Here is a 24,091-nt window from a genome sequence, read left to right on the forward strand (position 1 = left end):
AGATTTTATTGGAGGATTTGAAAAGAGATGAAGATAAGAAAAGCTATTATACCGGCAGCAGGTTTAGGAACCAGATTCCTACCAGCAACAAAAGCTATGCCAAAAGAAATGCTTCCAATTGTTGATAAACCAACCATACAGTACATAGTTGAAGAAGCTGTTGCTTCAGGAATTGAAGATATAATTATTGTAACAGGCAAAGGAAAAAGAGCAATTGAGGATCATTTCGATAGTAGTTTTGAATTGGAAAATAATCTTCGTGAAAAAGGGAAATTTGCATTATTAGATGAAGTACAAAGATCTTCTAATATGGCAGATATTCATTATATTAGACAGAAAGAACCAAAGGGGCTTGGACATGCTATTTGGTGTGCTCGTAAATTTATTGGTAATGAGCCTTTTGCAGTTCTGTTAGGAGATGATATTGTTCAAGCAGAGGTTCCTTGTCTAAAACAGATGATAAATCTATTTGAACAAAATGAATCTTCAATTATTGGTGTGCAGCCAGTACCATATAATGAAGTAAGTCGCTATGGTATTGTTGATACTGAATATATCATGGAAAGATTTTATTCTGTTAAAAACATGGTGGAAAAGCCATCTATAGAGAAAGCACCATCTAACTTAGCAATAATGGGGAGATATATTCTAACACCTGCAATTTTTGAAATTTTATCTAGTCAAAAAGTAGGGGCCGGCGGTGAGATCCAATTAACTGATGCTATAGATAAGCTTGGGAAAATTGAACAGGTATTTGCATATCATTTTGAAGGCAAACGTTATGATGTAGGCGAAAAGCTGGGATTTATTAAAACAACAATTGAGATGGGCTTAAAACATGATGATCTTGGAGAAGAGTTACTTGATTATATAATTGATCTTTATCACTCGAAATTTGTTCGATTATGATGATTGTATGTAAATATGCGTATGAAATGATCAAAATAATAGTTTTCAGTGAATTTTAATAACAATAAATGTATATGAGGTAATTTATGTTTGCTAAGAGATTTCAATTAATTCAAAACTATTTATTATCATTATATCAAGCTAGAACGCTTTTGTATGAATTTACAAAAAGAGATTTCCAACAAAGATATAAAGGGTCATTTTTAGGCGTAATTTGGGCAATGATCTCACCATTATTAATGCTAGCTGTGTATAGCTTTATATTTGTTGTTGTATTTAAATCAAGATGGGAAAATATATCAGAGAAAAGTGATTTATTATACACTTTAATGATTTTTTCTGGTTTAATACCATTTACCATTTTCTCTGAATCAGTTAACCGTTCTGTAAGTGTGTTAACTCAAAGTGCAAACTACATTAAAAAAGTAGTAATTAAGTTAGAAATTTTACCAGCAAGCATTGTATTATCCACGGCGATTAATAGTTCATTTTCAATATTACTTTTAGTAATTGGCAAGATTGTTTTTTTGGATACACCTAATGGTGTATTAATATTTGCTCCATTGGTTCTGTTTCCTACAATCATTTTGACTTTAGGAGTATCTTTAATTGTTTCAGCATTAGGAATTTATCTGAGAGATTTAGTGTATATTGTCGGACTTATCATAAATATTCTCTTTTATATGTCTCCTATATTTTATTCAACATCGCTAATTCCAGAAAGATTTAGAGTGTATCTTGAAATTAATCCTTTAAGTCCGATAATCAAAATGTATCGTGATATCTTTATTAATGGACAGTTATTTTCACTTACTAGTTATTTTGTAACATGTATAATAGCTATTTCGTTTTTAATAGTGGGATTAACAGTTTTTAATTTTTTGAGGAAGGGATTTTCTGATGTTATCTGATGAAACAGTTCTAAAGATAAAAGACATAAGTAAGTCATATAAAATGTATGATTCACCAGCTGCGAGATTGTTGGATTTTTTTGATAAAAAAGGAGCAGGCAGATTTGAAGAGTTTCATGCATTAGATAGCATTTCATTTGAAGTGAAACGTGGCGATACCGTTGGGATTGTAGGCAAAAATGGTTCCGGTAAATCAACGCTACTTCAAATACTTGCTGGTACTGTAACTCCTACTTCAGGTTCTATTGAGACAGTTGGAAAGGTTGTAGCATTACTTGAATTAGGTTCAGGATTTAATCCTGAGTTTTCCGGTCGAGAGAATGTTTATTTAAATGCAGCCATTTACGGAATTAGTAGAGAGGCAATACAAAACAAATTTTCAGAAATTGAAAAATTTGCGGATATTGGAGATCATATTGATCAACCAGTAAAGACTTACTCAAGTGGTATGTTTGCGAGACTTGCTTTTTCAGTTGCCATTAATATGGAGCCGGATATATTAATAATAGATGAAATATTAGCAGTAGGCGATGTTGCATTTCAAGCGAAATGTGTTTCTAAAATGAGGCAGTTAAAAGAAAAGGGAGTCACACTATTATTTGTAAGTCATTCAGTAGATTCGATTAAATCAATGTGCAATTCAGCGATTTTGCTAAAAAAAGGGAAGATGATTGAACAAGGAACAGCTGAGAGAATAACTAATCGATACTTAGCAATGGTTAGAGAAGAAATGAACGAAAATGTCGAGGATACTAAACCATTAAATAATGAGCATTTCGTTGAAGAAACAAATGCTCTTAAAGTTAGTGATACAAGTGCTTTTAAATATGGAACAGGAGAAATTAGATTTTTAAGTGCCTATATGAGTAATGAAAAAAATGAGTTAACAAAAGTGTACGAGTTTGGAGAACAAGCTACACTTGTTTGTGAAATAACTTCAGATATTGTTGCAGAAAATATAAATGTTTCTTTTTTGGTTAGAGATATTACTGGAGTTGATTTATTTGGAACTACTATGTTCGATGAGAATGTTACATTGATTTCAGTAATACCAAAAGAAAAAAAACAAATTAGGTTTAAGTTTCCAGTATCTTTGCGACAAGGAAGTTACTCTATATCTGTAGCAGTTAATGAAGTTACAAATCGTGATTATTCTGATACCTATTTGTATGAGCAAATTGATGGTATTACAGCATTTGAGGTTATCCGGAAGCTGGATCGTCCAGTGCATTATAAGGTGTATATTCCAATTGAAATAAAATTATAAGGGTGAATATTTTATGTCTAATAATATATATGAAAATGAAGCATGGTGGCAAGAAAATGGGTTTGATTGGGCAAATGAAGTTGATAAAAGAAGAGCTATGCAACCATTATATGGTATTCAAGAAGTTGTTTTGACCAGTATTTTTTCAAATATGCCAAAACAAACAAAGGTTTTGGAGTTTGGTGTGGGTTTCGGTAGGCATGCAGAATATTTAGATATGATCCCTAATGTTGAATTTTATGGTGTTGATCAAAGCCCAACTATGCTGGAGAGTTTAAAGGAACGTTTTCAAAGCCGTCAAGATTTAATTAACAGGATAACATTGATCGAACCGAGATCGAAGTTACCATTTCCTGATAATTACTTTGATTTTGTATATACAGTTTCAGTGCTAATTCATATACAACCGGAACATTTAAGTGGGATACTAGCGGAATTGGTGCGTGTCTCAAAGCATGGTATTCTCCATTTTGAGAACAATTTCATATCAAACTCTACTCTGCAATTTCCAGATCATAACGGCTGTTGGCAGCATTCAATTATAAAAGAATATGAATTAATAGGACAATCATGCACGTTGATGACTAAAGTATCAGATGAACAGGACTTATATTATACACAACTTACAGATATATGGCCTAAAGGTCATCTGGAAAATCAGGTTATGTTTTCAAGGCTTAAGCTAATGGATCAAAGGATTAGACCTAATATTTTAAAGTTTGAAGGTGAAGTAGGCTGGCGTACACAAGAATTAAAGATGCGTATTGAAAAAGAGATTCAAATGACATCTGAATTAAATGAGTTTCAAGAAAGAGACATACAGAATACGAAAGAGAAAGAAGCTATCAATAAACGTATTTTAGAGCAAGAATTAAAAATTAATAATTTAATTGATGAGAATAACGAAAAAACTGTTATTTTGCAAAATAAGATTACAGAAGAAACTCAGTATAAAGAGGAAAATCTAGTATTACGTTCTCGAGTCATTTATCTTGAATCCCGGCTACACGAGATTGAGTCGTCTCTTGCTTGGAGAATAATAAATAAACTTAGAAATATGGATCGTATCTATCGTTTAACAAAACCTTTGCGCAAAACACTTCATATTATAAGAAAATTAAAGAAAAATGATGTAGTTTCTGTAGACGTATTGCCTCAGAATATGATCCAAGAATCTAAAAATGATGAAATAAAGTATAAAGAATTGATTGGACTATTGTCAGCAGTTCCTTATGAAAAAAACATTTCTATTCACCAGCCAGAGTGGCTTGGGGTCACCAATTCTACAAATGAATTGTTTTCATTCGTAGTGCCGGTCAAAGAACTGCTTGATAGCAAAGAAATTAAATATATTGCTTCACTAATCAATAATAGAAAACCCCTTAGTATTACGTTTAGTGGTTTTGCAATTGGTTATTTTCAACTTGCTAAAATGTTGAAGGAATTAAATCCAAACTTATCATTAAAAATATTTTGGCATGGAAATACAACTCATATGTATGAGGATTACTCTTGGTATAGGTATCAAGAAATAATTCAACTTGTAAATGAAGGTATAATTGACGCATGGGGTTTTGCTAAACAGAGTATGGCAACTTTATATGAACGGAAAGGATTTCCAAGTTTTTTTATACTAAATACAGTTAATCTAGATAAAGAAATACTACGTAAACCTATTCAAGTTGAAGATAAGATTGTTAGGATTGGTGTTTATGCATCTGGAAATACGTGGAATAAAAATGCTTTTACTCAAATAGCGGCAGCTGCGCTAATTGATAATGTTCAAGTAAATGCAATCCCATACACTTCAAGGATGAAAGAGTTTGCTCAGCAATTAAATATTGATTTTAAGGGTATTGAGAATGCTGTGCCGAGGGAAGAGTTATTAAACCAAATGATGACTAATAATATTAATCTGTATGTAACATTTTCCGAATGTGCTCCTTTGCTTGTCTTGGAAAGTTTAGACATGGGGGTTCCATGCCTTACAGGTCCAAATCATCATTACTTTCAAGGAAGTCCACTTGCAGATTATCTAATTGTTAGTTATCCTGATGACCCGGTAGAAATTTCTAAGAAAATCCGGGTTGCTCTTCAAAACAAAGATGAAATAATTCGGTTATATCAAGAATGGAAAGTGGAAAATAATAGACTAGCGAAGCAAAGTATAGAGACGTTTCTTGGAGGAGAGCGTTGAAAAATGATTAAAACATATGTATTTGTTTCTTACGAACTTGCACCTATAAATGCAGGTGGCTGCGGTGTGTTTATTCATTATGCGATACAAGAATTATTAAAAAACAACAATAATCATATTATCTTATTATTAGATATGCCCAAGCATGAATGTGATCTTTATGAAAATAATTGCAAACAAGAGCTACCCAATTTTAACAATCTTACAATAGTTTGTCTTTCGCAGTTATTATTGGACGAGTCTGGCTGCGGTGAAGGATATGATAATGTTTTTTTGCAAAAAAGCTATCGTTTTTATAGAGGATTGGTAAAGTTAACTTCACTGTATTTAATTAACTATGTTGAATTTTTTGACTATGTTGGTATCGGTTATTTTTCTGTACGTGCAAAGCGTTTTGAAGGTGAATTTGCTCAAATAATTTTAACTATTAGGGCACATTGCACCATTGATCTCATGGATATGGAACAGATACCTAATGAATTAAATATCCATAAACTTGAAATGTATCAAATGGAGAAAAGCTCGATACAAAATGCTGATTTTGTAATGGTGCCTTCTAAGGCATGGAGCAACCTGTATATGGAGCGTTACGGTGTTAGACTAGAAAATTTAATTGTCTCTCCTCCACCCGTAATACCTTGGAATGATATAGAATACAGTGTTAATGAAAAACAACAAGATGTTTTATTTTATGGACGTGTATTTCAATTAAAGGGTGTTGACATCCTTGTAGATGCTGCGGTTATGTTTATGTTGAAGAATGTAAGTAACCAATCCTTATTTTATATAGTTGGTTATGACGGTATGGACTTATCAGGTCAGCCCTATCGTAATCAATTGTTAGCACGAATTCCAGAAGAGCTTAGAAATCGATTTGTATTCACAGGACAATTGAATCATAAGGAACTAGAGAAGGTTATTCAAAACGTCAGATTTGCGGTTTTTCCTAATCGTATTGAGTCTTTTTGTTATAGTATTCATGAGTTATATTCATTGGGCATACCTATTATATCTAATAACATACCAGCGTTTAATGATTACTTTCATCATGAAAAGAATTCTTTGGTCTACAATAATACTTCACTTGATCTTGTTTCGAAAATGGAAACACTGTTTTTAAGTAGTGAGCTAAGAAGTAAACTTAGTTATCCTTATTCTGTTATAAACAATGGCACATTTAATAGAACATATGAATCTATTTTTGAGGAAAATAATGATGATTTGAATGCAGATAAAGTTAATAAATATGATTGGAAATGCTCTATTGTTTTATTAAAAGATGAAGGAAATGATATTAGTAATTATCTTTCACTTTTAAATCATCCTGATGTAGATCAAGAAAAGTGTTACATTTTATCATTAGATCCACCAGGAATCCCCGTTTTGTTTCTTGGAGAAATTAGATTCGCCAAACGTTTCGATGGAAGTACTGATCATTTAATGTCGCTCATGCCATATGTTCTAACCTGTTACGAAGGTGATGTTATTGATCCATTATTCATTTCTGTTGCAAAAAGAATTTACTCAAAGTCTTCTGATCTTCGTTTTGTAGGATGCTATTACAGCGGAAATTCTAATATTTCACAGTTTGATTTGTATGAAAATCATAATTATTATCCTTATTCAAGATTGACTAGATCAATTGTAAGTATTGATGATTCATTGGCTAATCTTAGAGATGTCTTTGACAATCGAATGGGCAACTTGGGTGAGATGGAGTTGATAAATAAAAAAGGATATGTTATTCCAAGGGCATACATTGAGATTAGTTCAAAATTCCTTAATATAAATAAGGAGCAATCGGTCTATAAGCTGCACAGATCTACTAAAAATAAGACTTGGAACCCGAATATTCTTTATCCACTTATAAGACAAGCATCGGTTGCTGAAAGTGAGATCAAAGAAATATATATTAAAAATAATTTTAAAAGTTTCTATCATAAGTTAAAAAATAGAACTGATGGTATGGATGGATTAAAAGGAAGAATAGCTGTAAACGTTCTAAGAAAATTTTATTTTGTCGTAAAAAAACTTAGATCTAAAAGATAGCATTCTGGTGTAGGAAGTTGGTATGAAAAATAATGGAAGTTTGGTATGTAGAGTCAGCAAATTCTGAAGATAAAAATATGATGCCGGAAACTTTGGTTGAATGGTTAGATAGTCATGTGACCAAGGTTTTTTGTCATTCATCAGAAACAGATATTGGTGATTGGTTGAAAAGCAAATCAATATATAGATTTTCAGAAGATCAGGTTCCAGTAAATATTCAATTAGGAGAAGGCTTTGCTCGATCATTCTCATTGTCTAATTTAATTATAAAGTTACTAGGTGAGAAAAATACGGATTTAGTTAGGTCCGATCCAATTGTTTTATTTATTCATCAGGACGAGGTACTACCATACTTTATTTTGCAGCACATCTGGACACTAAACAAGCAACTTCATAATGTATTCGTTGTGACTTTACACAATAAGACACTATTAAATCAAATAGAATATCGATTTCCACAATATTGGCATAAGCAAATGGAAAAACAATGTATTTCATATTCACATGCTAATATAGCGTGGGATAAAGTAATATTAGATACTTTGAATCAAAATGGATATAAAGAAGTTATTTATTTTAATCCAATTAATTCTGTAATTTTTGATTGGGAAGCAAGATTAATGGAAATCATCAAGGAGAAACAAGCACATTCATCTAGGTTTCCTGTTAGTAGCAGCATACCTTTAAGGACAATATCTAGTATGGATAACAACGAATGCGAACTTTTAACAGTCATTATTCCATTTTATAACCTTGGATGCTTATTAACTGAGACAATTGAAAGTGTTTTAAAGAGTACATATTCAACGATTGAGATTATTATTGTTAACGATGGAAGCAATGACTCAGAAAGTTTAAAGGTATTAAATGATCTTAGAAATTTTAATAGTGTAGTAAAAGTAATCGATATTGAAAATCAGGGTTTAGCAAATGCACGTAATATAGGTGCACAGGCTGCTACTGGTAAATATATAGCGTTTCTTGATGCAGATGACATGATTCATCCTAGTTATTATACTAGATGCATTCAAATTTTAAATTATTATGTAAATATTTCTTTTGTATACTCCTGGGTTAAATTCTTTGGTTTAAAAGATGATGTTTGGGTGACATTTAATACAGAGTTTCCTTACTTATTAATGTCTAATATGCTAAGTGCATTCGCTGTTATTCGAAGAGAAGACTTTTTGAAATATGGGTTGAATAAACTCGAAATGGATAGAGGTATGGAGGATTACGAATCATGGATATCTATGTGTGAAAATGGTTGCGCGGGAGTAAGTATTCCCGAAGAGCTTGTATTTTATCGTATCAGAAGTGAGTCGATGTCTAGGAAATTTAACCGTAAAATAGTGAATGAATTGTACTCAAAAATCAGTAGTTTCCATAATGAAAGCTATGAGAAATACGGCAAGGAACTATTCAATCTGAATTATGCAAACGGACCAGGTTATTTGTGGAATAATCCTACAATATCATACCCTGGAATTGGATACGTTTCTGAAGAAGGGGAAATTACAAGTGCAAACAATCTTAAATATGAACTTATTCGTATGGCAAACTCAAAAAAAGGGAGATTAATAATTAAATGGTTGATTAAATTAAAAGTAAATAAATGGTTTAAATAGCGGAGTTAGGAATGTGATTACATTGTTGAAAAAAATAGCAGTGATTTTATTGTCAATTTCTTTTTCTTATTCATATTCAAAACTATTCATTGAAATGCATAATGAGTCTGTCTTTAAACATATTTTTATCTATTCTTATTTATTCTTGTTTGGTTTAGTAACCATAACTTACTTACTGAAAAAAAACAGAATGAAGCTTGTCTTATTTAATAAGAAAATAAAAATAATAATAGCTATGTCTTGTTTATTAATAAGTTCAATAGTGATATTGAAAATACCAGTTGATATGAATAAAGAATATGGTATTACCCATATTACTGTCAATGCAATAGGAGAAATGAATCCAGACTCAAAAGGTTCTGAGGTTTGGCTTACTGAGCTAGAAATTGATGGACAAATTTTCGTTTTAAGTACCCTAGATTTGCAAGGTAATTGGATAGTGAAAGACAAAGCAATAGTATCCCAAGGAACTGGTGAACCTTTGATATTAAATATATCAGCAAAAAAGAGTATTCATTTAAAATTTGGAACGCATGCTTGGTCTGGTAAGGTTCTAGTTTCGCACAATAATACCGAACAAAAAGTGGATTTATACTCTCCCGAAAGTGGAAAAAAAGAAGTTCTAATACAGCCAATTGGTAAAAAAATCAATATGTTATCTCGTATTTTAATTATTTCCACATTTACTATACTACTATCATTAATAATATTATTTCTTTCACTAATAATAAATAAGCGATTGAAAAGATACATAAACAAATTTAGGGGTTGAAAAAAATGAGAGTAGCTGTCACTGGTGGCTGTGGTTTTATTGGATCTCATTTGGTAGATTCATTAATTGAGAATGGACATGAAGTACTTGTAATCGATAATCTATCTACTGGAATTTTGGAGAATTTAAATCGTGATGCATTGTTTGTACATACAGATATAACTTCCGAACTGTCTAAAGAAGCACTGAATAACTTTCAACCAGAAGTAGTTTATCATCATGCTGCTCAAGTTAGTGTAATGCAGTCAATGAATGATCCATTGGCGGATGCCAATTGTAATATTATAAACACTCTCACTCTTCTTGAACACTGTAAAAAAGCAAATGTAAAAAAAATAGTATATGCCTCATCTGCAGCAGTTTATGGAAATCCACAATATCTGCCTATAAACGAAGAGCATATACAACTTCCGATTTCATATTATGGTATTTCAAAATATACACCGGAGCATTATATTCGAGTTTTTTGTGCTAATAATAAAATGAAATTCACTATACTTAGATATGCAAATGTTTATGGTGATCGTCAGGACGGTAAAGGTGAAGGAGGAGTTGTTTCTGTCTTCTTAGAGGCTTTAAATTCTGGTTGTGGTATAACTATTCATGGAACGGGGAAGCAGTCGAGAGATTTTATATTTGTAAAGGATATAGTTAGTGCAAATCTCACTGTTTTGAATCAAGGACATGACCAAATTTTCAATGTAAGTACGGGGCAACCTACCAGTATTAATGAATTATTTGAGATTATCACAAAATATTTAAATATAAATATAAGTCCAGAGTACATATCTGGTCGTGAAGGTGATATCGATCATAGCTATCTTGATAATACAATGATTACAAGTGCGACAACATGGAGATCATTATTTACTCTTGAGCAAGGTATTAATTACATAATTAATAAATCAAATGCTACAAGAAAAGTAGCGAAATAGAGAGGTATTTATGAGAAAGGTTCCATTCATTGCACTGACTATTTTTATTTCGGCAGTAATTAATCTTTTTTTTTATAACCATTTCTATTCGGATTTGAAGAATAAAATGAAAGAGAGTTATTTATTTATAATTGCTATATTCGTTCTAATAATTATTGTTTTTAGCTTTAATATTTTAAAATACTTATTACTTAAAGTGAATACTATGACTAGAAAAAATATGATAATACTAATATCATCTAGCTTATTTTTTAGTATTCTTCTTCATGTTACTATACCAATGAAAAGTTCAACTCTAGGCAAACAAACTTCGATTGAAGTAACTGTGCTATCTGAAAAAAATGATTTGGCCTCGGGAACTGAGGTTTGGTTTAACAGTCTATATAAAGATGGAAGTAAAGTCGATTGGGAAAATATAACTTTCAGTGAAAATTGGGTATTAAAAGATAATGTTGTGCAGTACGCTGTTCAAAGTGGTGAAACAATTAAGTGGGATGGAAAAGTTAATGGAAATGTTAGTTTAGAATTTGTTAATCATGCTTGGTCAGGCAAAGTGAGAATAAGCGTTGATGGAAATTCAGAAATTGTAGATTTATACAATGCTGAAGGGGTAACCAAAACATTCAATTATAATGTTGATGTTTCCTATATTCTTAAAGCATATAGTTTTTTTATAGATATTAGTGTATTTTCATTATTGTTTTTTTTACTCTTTATAGTATTAGAATATTTCAAGGTTTCATCTGATACTAGAAACATAAGTATAAAAAGAATACTGTTTTATTCTCTTCCGATCGCAGTTGTATATTCAATTTATTTCTTCACTTTCTTTCCAGCTAATATGAGTGAAGATTCTATAATTCAATGGGAACAAACACATGGTGGAGGATTTAACAATTGGCAACCTGCATATCATACATTAGTCCTTTGGATTTTATATAGTATTTGGTCGTCTCCAGCTATCGTGTCTATAGTTCAGATTTTATTTATGTCATTGACATTTGGAAGTATATTATATAGTCTAGAAAAGTTTGGATTAGATAAACGAATTATTTTTGCATTATTGTTTTTTTACACCCTGAATCCTGTAAATGGAATGATGTCTGTTACTTTGTGGAAAGATATACCTTTCGCAATAATGTCATTGATTCTCGTTTTTATGTTATTTAAAATTTATCAAACTAAATATATGTGGTTTAATACAAAAATAAATATAATAGCTTTTATTTTTGTAATAGTCAATATTGGTTTATTAAGACATAATGGGATTGTTACGGTAATTGGAGTTACTATTTTATTATCGTTTTTATATATTAAACAGTTTAAAAAAAATATCCTAATATTCTCTATCATATTTATCAGTATCTTAATAATTAAAGGGCCATTGTATCAATTGCTGAATGTAGTACCTGCTCCACCACATTTTACTTTTGCATTTCAACTACATCAAATAGGAACAATACTGCATGAAAATGTTCAACTAAATCCTGATGATAAAAAATATTTCGAAAAAATTTTACCAATAAATAATTGGAAAGGGGAAGATAACGTATTCACATATTCAAAGTATTCGGCTAATTATCTATTATTTCATCCAAACCTTAAAGCACAAGTCATAATAGACGACAAAATATTATTTTTAAAAAAATGGCTTAAACTTGTTATGAGTAACCCATCGATTGCAATTAATGATTGGAAAGCTATGACTTCTCTTGTATGGAGGATAAGTCAACCATCAGATGGTTATTTGTATACAGTCCCTAAAGGGATAATTTCTAATAAATATGGGTTAACACAATATAATAGTACATCTTTATTTAAAAATAATATTTTAAAAATTGTTGAGTTTACAGAGAAAAAAGATACGAACTGGTTATTTTGGAGACCAGCTATATTTGTATTTATTGTTATTTTGTTCGGATTCATTTTTATAAATAGAAACAAGGATCTGAAAGCAATTATAGTCATTTCTCCTGTGTTATTTGAAGCTGCAGGCTTATTAATATCAACACCAGCTCAGGACGCGAGATATTTTTATTCAGTTTCACTAATAGCACCAATCATATTTGGACTTTCTTTCATAAAGGTGCGACAACGTAATTCCGATGAAAAAATAAGATAATTGAGGGGTATATAATGATTTATGTATTGTTAATTCTTGCATTAGTATTTAACTTATTAGCTCAATCTCTTCTAAAAAAAGCAGTATTACAAATTAATGTGGATTCAATAAGTGTCGAATTTTTCACAAAGATTTTTGTATCTCCTTTGATATGGGGAGGTGCTATCTTTTATGGTGTTAGTTTCCTATTTTATATTATGGCACTATCGAGGGGGGAACTCAGTAGGATTTCACCAGTATCCCAAGCACTTACTACTGTAGGAGTAGTTCTTATATCTGTTATATTGTTTAACGAACCATTAACAGCCATGAAAATATTGGGGTTATTATTCTTAATAGGTGGGACTATTATTTTATTTATTTAGTTTGGAATAACATAAATATGAAACTTTTATTCGGGGGAGAACTTTTTGTCTATATTTGTTATTAGAAACTACGCTTGTAAAATATTTGGAGCAATAGGAGTCTTGCTTTTACTTTACATATTAGGAATCGTTGTTATAACTGGTTATAATGAAGCGCTGAATTTTAATGGTTTTTATGCTAATGGTTCATTCCAACTTTATAATCCTTTAAGGAGAATGAGCATTGGTGAGACTCCTGGAGTAGACTTTCAATTTTTTCATGGAATCGGTGTTTTGTTTTTTCATTATCCGATTTATAAATTGTTTGGTGAAAATTTATTTGCATCAGTATTTGCAATGTTTGTTGTCTCACCAATATTGTTTTTACTATCATTGGGTTTTGTTCTTAAGATGATATGTCGACGTTGGGATATCACTTTAGGCGTTTTGGCAATTAGTGTTATTTTTTCGCATTATTATCTTCTCCCTTTAATATATCATGGCAATTCTTTGTTAGGAGTTAGAAGTTCAGTCCCTTTGTGGATTTTGGGTTTTCTTCTCTGGAATCAAAAAACGGAAGTAATGTGGTTGAAAAAGAAATATGTCTTTGAAGGAATTGTTGGAATATTGCTTGCGGTGGCGTTTTTTTGCGGTAGTGAGCATGGTTTAGCGTCAGTTGTTGGATATGGCGTTTCTTATTTATTGGGTTTCAAAAAAGAAACTCTATTCAGTCAATTGAAAAGTCTGACGTTAACTGCCCTGTTTTTCTTAATTTCATTGTTTATGTTGTATTTCATTGTTGCAAAACAATATTTTTGGAAACCTATCAAATATGCATTAATAGATTTACCATCTGATCAATTTTGGTACTTTGGAGCGCCCCCAAACGATTTTATTGATTCATTTAAAGACTTCTTTTTATATCCTACAATATATGTCCCAATCATAGTGAGCCTTATATTACTGTTAATTATTCGTAGGAAGAGTTTACCGATTTCATTTGCACTTATATATGGTTTAGTAAGTACCTTCTCAATAATGGGTATATTTGCTGAACATTACTTAACGCCATTAATCAGAATTGAGTTTATTGTCATAGTTTGGATCATTTCTCAGTATAGGATGGTTTTTAAAGAGATAGGTCAAATAGTATTTATTTTAGTCATGATAGTTTGCCTATGTCTATTTTCATTTAGCGATAAAATGCCAACTATGTCAAACTCACTGAAAGCACTAGCATTATCTAATCAACCTAGTGGCATCGAAAGTGCTGAGGGTGTTTTCTATAGTCAAGATTGGTTTGAATTAATCAATACGTTTAATAAATATAAATCGTTCATTCAAACTGAACCATTATCAGATGCGAATTGGGAGAATGGGATAAATAGAAATAAACCATTATTTTTTCTTCCTTATTCAGATATTCTGTTAAATCGTATTCAAAATATGAAGACAATAACTTTTGCGTTCAGCGGAGAGAGAAATATTGTAAATGTATCAAGAGAAGGAAATTGGATGCATATTCTAGTAGATGGCGAAGCATTAAACCCAACTCTCGATGGTCATCCAAATAAAATAAGAATAGGTAGTGGTGGGGATAAAATATGGTCCACATACGCGAGTGTCTTAGAATACGAAACGGATCAATTTCATCCTGAAACTGACTATATCATTCATGCTTTAGGTAAAAAAGGAAGACAGCATTATGTTGATACATTTATCGAAACAAATCCCGATTTTGTAAGAACATTGAATAAATCATTCATATATGAAGAATGGTTGCAGAACAGTCATTGGGATTTTTATGAAGAGTTATTGTTACGTTATGAAGCTATAGAGCAAGTAAATACTGGGATGTTTTGGATGAAAAAGGAGAAAAGTTCTGTAAGAACTTCATTTCAAGAAGGCATATTAGAAAACGAAGAAGCTACGCTTCCAATTCCATACTCTGCTGAAAAACGATTGTTTACTGTTGAAATAGATTATACAGTGAAAAATCCATATAATTTTATACCGATTTTTTCTAAATTACCTCGTTACTTAGTGTATCGTGAGAATAGTATGAATAATTTTGGGGTATCTCTACCTCCTTACGAAACTCAATTTAAATTTCCGCTTTTAGTAGATGGAAACACTACACCAAAATTAAGCTTCAAGACTAGTTCTTTATTACCGGGTGGAAGGCTTGTAGTTTCAAAAGTTAAATTCAGAGAGATACTTTTGTCTGATAAGACCAAACAAATTTTTATTCCAAATAAGTAAATTATTAATTTTAAGGGGTTATTATGAATAAAAATAAATATGATTTTGCCATAATAGGAGCCGGAATATATGGATTATATGCTGCAAAGTTGCTAGGAGAGCGAGGGTTAAAAGTTGCCTTATTAGAGATGGATGCAGAACCATTACAGAGGGCTAGTTACATTAACCAAGCTCGAGTTCATAATGGCTATCATTATCCAAGAAGCGTATCAACAGCAGAAAAATCAGCCCATTATTACGAGAGATTCAATAAAGAATTTAATTTTGGTATTCACAGTCAATTCAAAAAAATCTATGCTATATCAAAATATGATTCTTTGACAAATGCAGAACAGTTTTTGAAATTTTGTTTGCATGTTGATATTCCAGCAGATGAGATTAATGCAAGTAAATATTTTAATAACGGAACAGTTGAGGCAGCATTCGAAACAAAAGAGTACACATACGATGCTGTAATAATAAAAAAATGGTTTATGGAGCACCTAAAAAAATATAAAAATGTCGATATGTTTTTTAATACACAAGTAAGAAAAGTAGAGCAATCTAATGATATGTATAGTATCGTTATCAATGATCAGGAAATAATTTCATCTTTAAAAGTTTTAAACGCAACATACGCAAGTATTAATCAAATTCTAAGTGTTTTTGGACTAGATACTTTTCGAACAAAATATGAACTTTGTGAAGTAATATTAACGAAATCCAATGCAGAATTGAATGGAATTGGTATTACTGTGATGGATGGTCCCTTTTTTTCAGTGATGCCATTTGGTCATTCGGGGTATCATTCGCTAACTTCTGTCAGTTATACTCCACATGAATCATCTCCAACAGAATTTCCAAAGTTTTCATGTCAAAATTTTAGGAGAGATTGTACTCATTTGTCATTACAAAACTGTAATCATTGCGAGATGAGTCCACAAACGGCATGGATAAGTATGAAACAGCAGACACAGAAGTATTTAAACCCAAATTTACAGTTCGAATATCACAAGTCGCTGTTTTCTGTGAAAACTATTCTAAACTCTGCTGAACTTGATGATTCTAGACCTACTGTAATAAGGAAGTCATCAGAGAATCCGACATTTATTTCTGTTTTGTCTGGTAAGTTTAACACAATTTATGATTTGGAGGATGTCTTGCTGTGAAAGAACAGGTATTTGTGTCTGTAGTGTTATATGTTCATAATGAACAAGATTTAATTAAAAAAGCATTGCTTAATATTGATAAGACCATGAGTAAGACATTCTACAACTATGAAATAATTGTAATTAATGACGCGAGCAACGATTTAACATTGCAAGAGATTAGGTCTGCTTCGGAAAATATAGAGTCCACTCTCATTGTACTAAATCTTGCACGTAAACATGGTATCGAGAAGGCAATGATGGCAGGTTTAATAAAATCTATGGGAGACTTTGTTTATGAATTAGAAGGCTCAAGTATAGATTTCAATTTTGAAAAAATTATTGAAATGTATCAAACTGCATTAAAAGGATCAGACATTGTTGTGCTAACACCTTCCTTAAATCCATCCTGGACATCAAAGATGTTTTATAAATTAATAAATAAAATTTCTTATTTGAATCTTGACCTTACCACAGAAACTGCACGTCTGGTCTCAAGAAGAGCACTAAATGCTATGCTAAATTTAAAAGAAAAAGTGCGATATAGAAAGGCGTTATATTCATATACTGGATATTCCAAGAAAAGTATTCTTTATGCACCGAATAATAATGTTGCTGCTCAAGTTAAAAAGTTTAATAGTGAAAATATAGGTACAGCATTTGATATTATTGTCTCTTTTTCGAATTTAGGTCTTAAGTTTGCTCATTATTTATCTATAATCTTCTTTGTATTTAGTATGTTTATGGGGGGCTATGCCTTGTATAACTACATATTCAACGCATATGTAGTACAAGGATGGACTACATTAATGATTTTAATAAGTGCAGGGTTTGCAGGGCTGTTTTTTATTGTTGGGATGCTAGGAGAATACATATCAAGAATTCTGATAGAGATACAAGATCGGCCAGCGTATACGACTAACTCAACAGAAGTAATTAAATCGAAAATAAGAAACGTGGATTTTAATAACAGTGAACTTGAGGTAGCAGTATCTAAACAGGAGGGGTAATTATGAAAACAGCACTTATTGGATTTACAGGTTTTGTAGGCACAACTCTTTTATCACAAACAACATTTGATGATTGTTATAATTCTAAGAATATCGATGAGATTAGAGGGAAGAATTATGATCTTGTTGTTTGTGCAGGTGCTCCGGCTGTAAAGTGGAAGGCAAATCAGCAGCCAGAAGAAGATCTTGCTAATCTTAAAGGGTTAATGTCACATTTAAATACAATAACAGCCAATAAGTTTGTATTAATATCTACAGTAGATGTATATCAAAGACCACTTTCAGTTGATGAAGATACAAAGATATTTGAAGAAACGTTGGAGCCATATGGTAAACATCGTTTTGTCTTAGAGAATTTTGTACAAGACAAATTTGAAGGAAGTAGTATTATTCGTTTACCAGGGCTTTTTGGGAATGGGCTTAAGAAAAATTTTATTTATGATTTGATTCATGATAATTGTCTGCATTTGACTCATTATAAAAGTGTGTTTCAATTCTATGATATGTCACGATTGTGGAAAGATTTGAGTATTGTTATAAGTAATGATCGTCCAATCATCAATTTTGCAACAGAACCGGTGTCAGCGGAAGAGATCGCTCAAAATTGTTTTAAAAGTGTATACACAAATGATAACGGTAAAGCACCTGTTAATTATGATATGCGAAGTAAGTATGCAGGTTTATTTGGACAATCAGGACCATATTTAAGTACTAAGGAAGAGGTTTTTTTACAAATAGAACAATTTGTTGCAAATGAAAGGGGAATAGAATGAAACTAGCGATATCCAATATAGCTTGGGACTCTCATGAAAACGATAAAATGATTCCATTACTTAAGAAATTTGGAGTTAAAGGTATTGAAATTGCTCCAACAAAGCATTGGGATGAACCGGCAACAGCGAAAGAAACTGAAATAGCAAATTATAAAGAATTTTGGGTAAATCAAGGATTTACTCCCATTGCAATGCAATCTTTATTGTTTAACAAAAATCAGTTGTCCATTTTTGGTGATGTAAAGAAAGAGACAATGAATTATTTAGTATCTATTTTAACTCTAGCAAGTAAGTTAGGAATAAAAGCTGTAGTGTTTGGATCTCCAAAGAATCGTCTTATTGGCGGTTCTGATCGTGAAGAGAGATATGGAGAAGCTATCGATTTTTTTAGATTATTGGGAGAACGGGCGACTCAGCTAGGCGTACATCTTTGTATTGAACCTAATCCTGTAAAATACGGTTGCGATTTTATAACAACAACTTTAGAAGGATTAGATTTTGTTAAAAATGTAAAAAGTGATGGAGTGAAGCTTCATTTAGATACAGGTACAATGTTGTTAAATGAGGAAAAACCAGAACTATTAATTCCAGAGTGTCTTCCCTATTCGGGACACTTTCACATCAGTGATCCTTTTCTTAATATACCAGGGAGTTATAATCAAGGACATGAAGCCATTGCAGAAGTCCTACATGATTACAACTATCAGGGATGGGTGTCTATTGAAATGAAAAACGGTATTCTTAGAGACAATAGCGAGGCTTTATTACAAGCATTGGAATATGTAAATAGACACTATACTCAAATATGAGGGTGAGGATTTGTAAGTAATGGCGAATCGGTCAGATTGGATAGTTCCTAAACACGATGTGAAAGAATTTTCAAATAGAAAAAACTCATATTGTGTATGTATCCCTGTCATTAACGAAGGAGAAAAGATTCAGAAACAACTAACTAAAATAAAATCTTTTACGAATATAATAGATGTTATTATTTTAGACGGAGGAAGTACAGATGGTTCTTTAGAAGATGACTTCCTGATAAGTAACGGAATTAGATCAATCCTAACAAAGAGAGATAAAGGGAAATTAAGTGCTCAATTAAGAATGGGATTTGCATATGCTTTGGATCAAGGCTACGAAGGGATTATTACTGTAGATGGCAATAACAAAGATAGTATTGATTCAATACCGTTGTTTATCGAACAATTAAAAAAAGGCTATGACTTTATTCAAGGTTCAAGGTATGTTCCTGGAGGGAGTGAGGTAAACACTCCACTTAGTAGAAAACTAGCGATAAAATTAATTCACGCTCCTTATCTATCACTTATTTCAGGGTTTAAATATACAGATACAACAAATGGATTTAGAGGACATTCAAGGAAGCTTCTTTTAGATCAAAGAGTCAAACCTTTTAGAGAAATCTTTGAAACTTATGAACTTCTAGCTTTTTTATCATACATATCTCCTAAAATTGGAATGAAAGTCATTGAAATACCAGTTAGCAGAGTATATCCGAAAGGTAAAATCCCAACAAAAATTAGTCCAATAAAAGGGAATATGTTATTGTTACGGACCCTAGGTAATCTCTTGTTAAGAAAATACGATGTTGAACAATAGAATAGGGAGGGGAATAATTGAAAGGAATTATCCTTGCAGGTGGAACTGGTTCACGCCTATTCCCTTTAACGAAAGTAACAAACAAGCACTTACTTCCAGTAGGACGTTACCCTATGATCTTCCACGCAATAGCTAAGTTAAAAGAAGCAGCTATTGAAGACATACTTATAGTAACAGGGAAAGAACATATGGGTGATGTTGTGAACCTTTTAGGAAGTGGTAAAGAGTTTGGGCTTTCTTTTACTTATAAGGTTCAAGATGAAGCAGGTGGGATAGCACAGGCGTTAGGTATGGCAGAACGATTCGTCAACAATGATCGAATGGTTGTCATACTAGGAGATAATGTCTTTAGTAATTCAATCGTATCATTTGTTGAAGGGTTTGAAGAACAACAGTCTGGAGCAAAAATTCTCATACAAGAGGTGCCAGATCCACAGCGGTATGGTGTGCCGGAGCTTGCAGGAGAAAAGATTGTATCGATTGAGGAGAAACCCAAGAACCCTAAAAGTAATTATGCTGTAACCGGAATATATATGTACGATAACCGTGTATTTGATATTATTCGTTCCTTAAAGCCGTCGAACCGGGGAGAATTAGAGATTACTGATGTTAACAATGCCTATATCATTTCCAATGAGCTGTCATATGATGTATTAAGTAACTGGTGGACGGACGCAGGGACTCATGCATCATATAGCAAGGCGAATGAACTTTCAAAGGACCTCATTTACGGTGACGAATTTGGAAGATTCAAATTGTAATAGGCGGTGATTGATATTGATAGTAAGAGAGACTAATCTTCCTGGAGTGAAATTGCTAGAACCCGCAGTGTTTGGTGATCATCGTGGATTCTTCATGGAGAGCTATAATGCTAGAACATTTGCTGAGCTTGGGCTTAATTATGACTTTATCCAAGATAATCATTCCCTTTCAGTAGAATTGCATGTTCTAAGAGGTATGCATTATCAGCTTGGACCAAAGGCACAAACAAAGCTTGTTAGAGTTTCTGCGGGTAGGATCTATGATGTTGTCATCGATATAAGACAGGGCTCACCTACTTTTGGACAATGGCAAGGCTTTGAATTAACTGCAGACAATAAACTTCAACTTTTGGTTCCACAAGGATTCGCTCATGGTTTTTGCACTCTAACTCACAATTGTGAAGTTCAATACAAAGTTGATGCCCTCTATTCCCCCGAACACGATCGTGGCATCGCCTGGAACGATCCGGCACTAGCAATCGACTGGCCGACATCTACTCCGATTTTATCGGATAAGGATGGCAAGCATCCGGTGCTTGCCGATGCGGAAATCAACTTTGTATATGAAGGGTGAGTTAGACTCGTGAAATTACTAGTTACCGGCGGTGCCGGCTTTATAGGCAGCAATTTTGTATTGTATATGATTAAAAACTATCCAAATTACGAAATCATTAATGTTGATGCACTCACCTATGCAGGCAATCTTGAAAACCTGCGATCGATTGAGCAGCATTCAAACTATTCATTCGTGAAAGCAGATATTGCTAAACGTTCAGAATTGGAGCCGTTATTCCAACAAGGCATCGACGCTGTTATTAACTTTGCAGCAGAATCTCATGTGGATCGCAGCATTTTACATCCAGAGATTTTCGTACAGACAAACATTCTTGGTACTCAGACGCTTCTTGATCTTACAAAGCAATATAACGTAACTAAATTCGTTCAAGTTTCTACGGATGAAGTGTACGGAACGCTGGGTGAGACGGGGCTCTTCACGGAAGATACGCCGATTGCGCCAAACAGTCCATATTCGGCGAGCAAGGCCGGGGCGGATCTGCTCGTTAGAGCTTATCATGAAACGTTCGGACTAAACGTTAACATAACACGCTGTTCTAATAACTATGGTCCATACCAGTTTCCAGAGAAGCTTATTCCATTGATGATTCAGAATGCGCTTCAAGATAAGCCGCTTCCTGTATACGGGGATGGCCTCAATGTCCGTGATTGGCTTTATGTAGAGGATCACTGCAGCGCAATAGATCTTGTACTTCATAAAGGTGTTAATGGTGAAGTATACAACGTTGGTGGACGTAACGAGCGGAACAACCTGCAGGTTGTTCGCACGATTCTTGAAGAGCTTGGCAAGCCTGAGTCGCTGATCTCCTATGTGAAGGATCGTCTTGGCCATGATCGCAGATATGCAATTGATGCTGACAAGATTCGTAATGAATTAGGCTGGCAGCCGAAATTTAACTATGAGGACGGAATCAAGGAAACGATTCGATGGTACCTCAGCAATACAGAGTGGATGGAGCAGGTTGCATCCGGCTCTTATCAACAATATTATGACACTCAGTACAAAGATCGCCTGGAGGCGAAAGAATAATATGGCTACTTTAAAAATCGTAGTTACTGGTGCGAATGGGCAGCTAGGCCGAGAATTGTCGCAATGGACGACGGATACAGCTGAAATTATTGGATTAAGCCGTAGTGAGCTTGATATTACGAGTCTCCCAGCCTGCCGGAATTTATTTGCACTGCATCGTCCTGATGTTGTCATACACTGCGCCGCCTATACTGCTGTAGATAAAGCCGAGTCCGAGCCGGACGAGGCTTTCCGTGTGAATGCAGCTGCAACACGCAATGTTGCGGTAGCTGCTCGTGAGATCGGTGCAAAGCTTTGTTATATAAGCACCGATTATGTTTTTGATGGAAGCAGCACTGTTCCTTACAATGAATATGATCAGATTAATCCTCAAACGGTATATGGTAAATCGAAATATGCTGGCGAACAAGCAGTACAGACACTACATGATCGCTTCTATATTGTTCGGACCTCATGGGTGTACGGGAAGTATGGCAATAACTTTGTGAAGACGATGCTGAAAATGGCTGGAGAGCGAGATAAGCTTAAAGTAGTTGCAGATCAACTCGGTTCGCCTACCTACACCTATGATCTTGCAGCTTTTTTGCTTGAGCTAGTGCAAACTGATTATTATGGTATTTATCATGCATCCAATAGCGGAGTTTGCTCTTGGTTTGAGTTCGCAAATGCTATATTTGAAGACAGCGGCACAACTATTCTTGTTGAGCCTTGTACGACAGCAGATTTTCCGCGACCAGCACCGAGACCAGCATATTCAGTTATGGATCATACTGCTATCCGCAGTAATGGGCTCAACATGCTGCGGCCGTGGAGAGAAGCGCTTAACCACTATCTCAAAGACAGTGAGTGATATATGCAATGCCAACAGTAAGCGTTTGTATAGTAACTTATAACAGTGCGAAAGACATTCAGAACTGTTTGCAAGCTGTTTTAAAACAAAGCTTTCCTGTTGAACGCATTGTCGTCATCGACAATGCGTCAACTGATGGAACGGCTGATCAAGTGAAGCCTTTTGCAGAGCATGTCCATTTCATAGCGAACACGATCAATAATGGGTTTGCCGGCGGCCAAAACCAGGCTTTACGTGAGACATCCTCCGATTATGTTCTTGTGTTGAATCCGGATGTTACGCTAGACCCGAATTATTTACAAGAAATTATTGGTTTTATGGAACAAAAGCCGGAGGTTGGAAGTGCAACCGGACGGCTTGTTTTTGCGTCTAATATTGTAGTAATGGATAGTGCAGGACTTGGAATGAAACGAACTCGAAATGCATATGATCTAGCCGCAGGCGACCAAGCAGCGGACTGGAGTACAACAAGAGCCGTATTTGGCGTATCTGGTGCAGCAGCGGTATATCGAAAGGCTATGATTCGTGATATCGAATATGATGGTGAATTTTTTGATGAACGCTTTTTTGCCTATAAGGAAGACGTAGATGTAGCATGGCGAGCGCAGAAGCTTGGCTGGACCTCATATTACATACCTGAAGCGAACGCAGTACACCATCGAGGCTGGAAAAAGGGAAGCAGGAGCAACGTTCCGCTGTTTGTACGTCAGCATTCCTATCAGAACCGTTTTTTCACCCTTATAAAAAATGAACCTATCGGTTGGCACTCTCTATTAATAGGGCCGTTAATTCTGGCAACGGAAGCGGTGAAGCTTGGTTATATTGTTTTACGTGAGCCAGGATTGTTACGCTGTTGGTCAACTATTTTCAAATCGCTTCCGAACATGCTTCAAAAGCGTAAATGGATTCAGGAAAAGGCAGTTCATAAACGACATACTAAACATTAAATTA

21 protein-coding genes are annotated in these 24,091 nt (G+C 33.5%); all 21 read left to right on the plus strand.

Features of this window, described 5'->3' with window-relative positions:
• Positions 1-27 precede the first annotated feature (27 nt).
• Positions 28-909: a UTP--glucose-1-phosphate uridylyltransferase GalU gene (galU, locus tag AB4Z50_RS04740; RefSeq protein ID WP_441876321.1), complete on the plus strand. Its 882-nt coding sequence runs from the start codon at positions 28-30 to the stop codon at positions 907-909.
• A gap of 86 nt (positions 910-995) precedes the next feature.
• Entirely contained in the window at positions 996-1,820 is an 825-nt protein-coding gene (locus AB4Z50_RS04745) for an ABC transporter permease (protein ID WP_441876324.1), read from the plus strand.
• A complete protein-coding gene (locus AB4Z50_RS04750) occupies positions 1,810-3,087 on the plus strand; it encodes an ABC transporter ATP-binding protein (protein WP_441876327.1) in 1,278 nt (425 codons plus the stop codon). The genes AB4Z50_RS04745 and AB4Z50_RS04750 overlap by 11 nt, the downstream gene beginning before the upstream one ends.
• A gap of 13 nt (positions 3,088-3,100) precedes the next feature.
• Positions 3,101-5,284 carry a methyltransferase domain-containing protein gene (locus AB4Z50_RS04755; protein WP_441876330.1) on the plus strand — a complete coding sequence of 728 codons (2,184 nt, stop codon included), beginning with the start codon at positions 3,101-3,103 and terminating at the stop codon, positions 5,282-5,284.
• 3 nt (positions 5,285-5,287) lie between these two features.
• The gene (locus tag AB4Z50_RS04760) at positions 5,288-7,333 is read left to right on the plus strand and encodes a glycosyltransferase family 4 protein (RefSeq protein WP_441876333.1); all 2,046 of its coding nucleotides are present in this window, start codon (positions 5,288-5,290) and stop codon (positions 7,331-7,333) included.
• Between the two features lie 32 nt (positions 7,334-7,365).
• Positions 7,366-8,961, plus strand: a complete 1,596-nt coding sequence (locus tag AB4Z50_RS04765; RefSeq protein WP_441876336.1) for a glycosyltransferase family 2 protein — start codon at positions 7,366-7,368, stop codon at positions 8,959-8,961.
• A gap of 13 nt (positions 8,962-8,974) precedes the next feature.
• A complete protein-coding gene (locus AB4Z50_RS04770) occupies positions 8,975-9,733 on the plus strand; it encodes a hypothetical protein (protein ID WP_441876339.1) in 759 nt (252 codons plus the stop codon).
• A 5-nt stretch (positions 9,734-9,738) separates the two neighbouring features.
• Complete coding sequence (locus AB4Z50_RS04775; RefSeq protein WP_441876342.1) at positions 9,739-10,668, plus strand: NAD-dependent epimerase/dehydratase family protein; 930 nt, start codon at positions 9,739-9,741, stop codon at positions 10,666-10,668.
• Positions 10,669-10,678: 10 nt separating this feature from the next.
• On the plus strand, positions 10,679-12,790 hold the full coding sequence (locus AB4Z50_RS04780) for a DUF6020 family protein (protein WP_441876345.1): 2,112 nt from the start codon (positions 10,679-10,681) through the stop codon (positions 12,788-12,790).
• Positions 12,791-12,804: 14 nt separating this feature from the next.
• Complete coding sequence (locus AB4Z50_RS04785) at positions 12,805-13,155, plus strand: DMT family transporter (RefSeq protein ID WP_441876348.1); 351 nt, start codon at positions 12,805-12,807, stop codon at positions 13,153-13,155.
• A 45-nt stretch (positions 13,156-13,200) separates the two neighbouring features.
• The gene (locus AB4Z50_RS04790) at positions 13,201-15,396 is read left to right on the plus strand and encodes a hypothetical protein (protein ID WP_441876351.1); all 2,196 of its coding nucleotides are present in this window, start codon (positions 13,201-13,203) and stop codon (positions 15,394-15,396) included.
• Positions 15,397-15,419: 23 nt separating this feature from the next.
• Positions 15,420-16,544 carry an FAD-dependent oxidoreductase gene (locus AB4Z50_RS04795; protein ID WP_441876354.1) on the plus strand — a complete coding sequence of 375 codons (1,125 nt, stop codon included), beginning with the start codon at positions 15,420-15,422 and terminating at the stop codon, positions 16,542-16,544.
• Positions 16,541-17,533 (plus strand): glycosyltransferase, encoded by a 993-nt coding sequence (locus tag AB4Z50_RS04800; RefSeq protein ID WP_441876357.1) that lies wholly within the window; start codon positions 16,541-16,543, stop codon positions 17,531-17,533. The genes AB4Z50_RS04795 and AB4Z50_RS04800 overlap by 4 nt, the downstream gene beginning before the upstream one ends.
• Before the next feature lie 2 nt (positions 17,534-17,535).
• Positions 17,536-18,306, plus strand: coding sequence for a pyridine nucleotide transhydrogenase (locus AB4Z50_RS04805; RefSeq protein ID WP_441876360.1), 771 nt, complete (start codon positions 17,536-17,538; stop codon positions 18,304-18,306).
• Entirely contained in the window at positions 18,303-19,115 is an 813-nt protein-coding gene (locus AB4Z50_RS04810; protein ID WP_441876363.1) for a sugar phosphate isomerase/epimerase family protein, read from the plus strand. Before AB4Z50_RS04805 ends, AB4Z50_RS04810 begins: the two co-directional genes overlap by 4 nt.
• 19 nt (positions 19,116-19,134) lie before the next feature.
• Positions 19,135-19,923 (plus strand): glycosyltransferase family 2 protein, encoded by a 789-nt coding sequence (locus AB4Z50_RS04815; RefSeq protein ID WP_441876366.1) that lies wholly within the window; start codon positions 19,135-19,137, stop codon positions 19,921-19,923.
• Positions 19,924-19,940: 17 nt separating this feature from the next.
• Positions 19,941-20,684, plus strand: coding sequence for a sugar phosphate nucleotidyltransferase (locus AB4Z50_RS04820; protein WP_441876369.1), 744 nt, complete (start codon positions 19,941-19,943; stop codon positions 20,682-20,684).
• Between the two features lie 16 nt (positions 20,685-20,700).
• Entirely contained in the window at positions 20,701-21,258 is a 558-nt protein-coding gene (rfbC, locus tag AB4Z50_RS04825) for a dTDP-4-dehydrorhamnose 3,5-epimerase (protein WP_441876372.1), read from the plus strand.
• Positions 21,259-21,267: 9 nt separating this feature from the next.
• A complete protein-coding gene (gene rfbB / locus AB4Z50_RS04830; protein WP_441876375.1) occupies positions 21,268-22,290 on the plus strand; it encodes a dTDP-glucose 4,6-dehydratase in 1,023 nt (340 codons plus the stop codon).
• Position 22,291: 1 nt separating this feature from the next.
• On the plus strand, positions 22,292-23,140 hold the full coding sequence (rfbD, locus tag AB4Z50_RS04835; RefSeq protein ID WP_441876378.1) for a dTDP-4-dehydrorhamnose reductase: 849 nt from the start codon (positions 22,292-22,294) through the stop codon (positions 23,138-23,140).
• On the plus strand, positions 23,137-24,087 hold the full coding sequence (locus tag AB4Z50_RS04840) for a glycosyltransferase family 2 protein (RefSeq protein WP_441876381.1): 951 nt from the start codon (positions 23,137-23,139) through the stop codon (positions 24,085-24,087). Before rfbD ends, AB4Z50_RS04840 begins: the two co-directional genes overlap by 4 nt.
• Positions 24,088-24,091 lie beyond the last annotated feature (4 nt).

Source organism: Paenibacillus sp. 2TAB26 (genome assembly GCF_052115145.1).
GTDB lineage: Bacteria > Bacillota > Bacilli > Paenibacillales > Paenibacillaceae > Pristimantibacillus.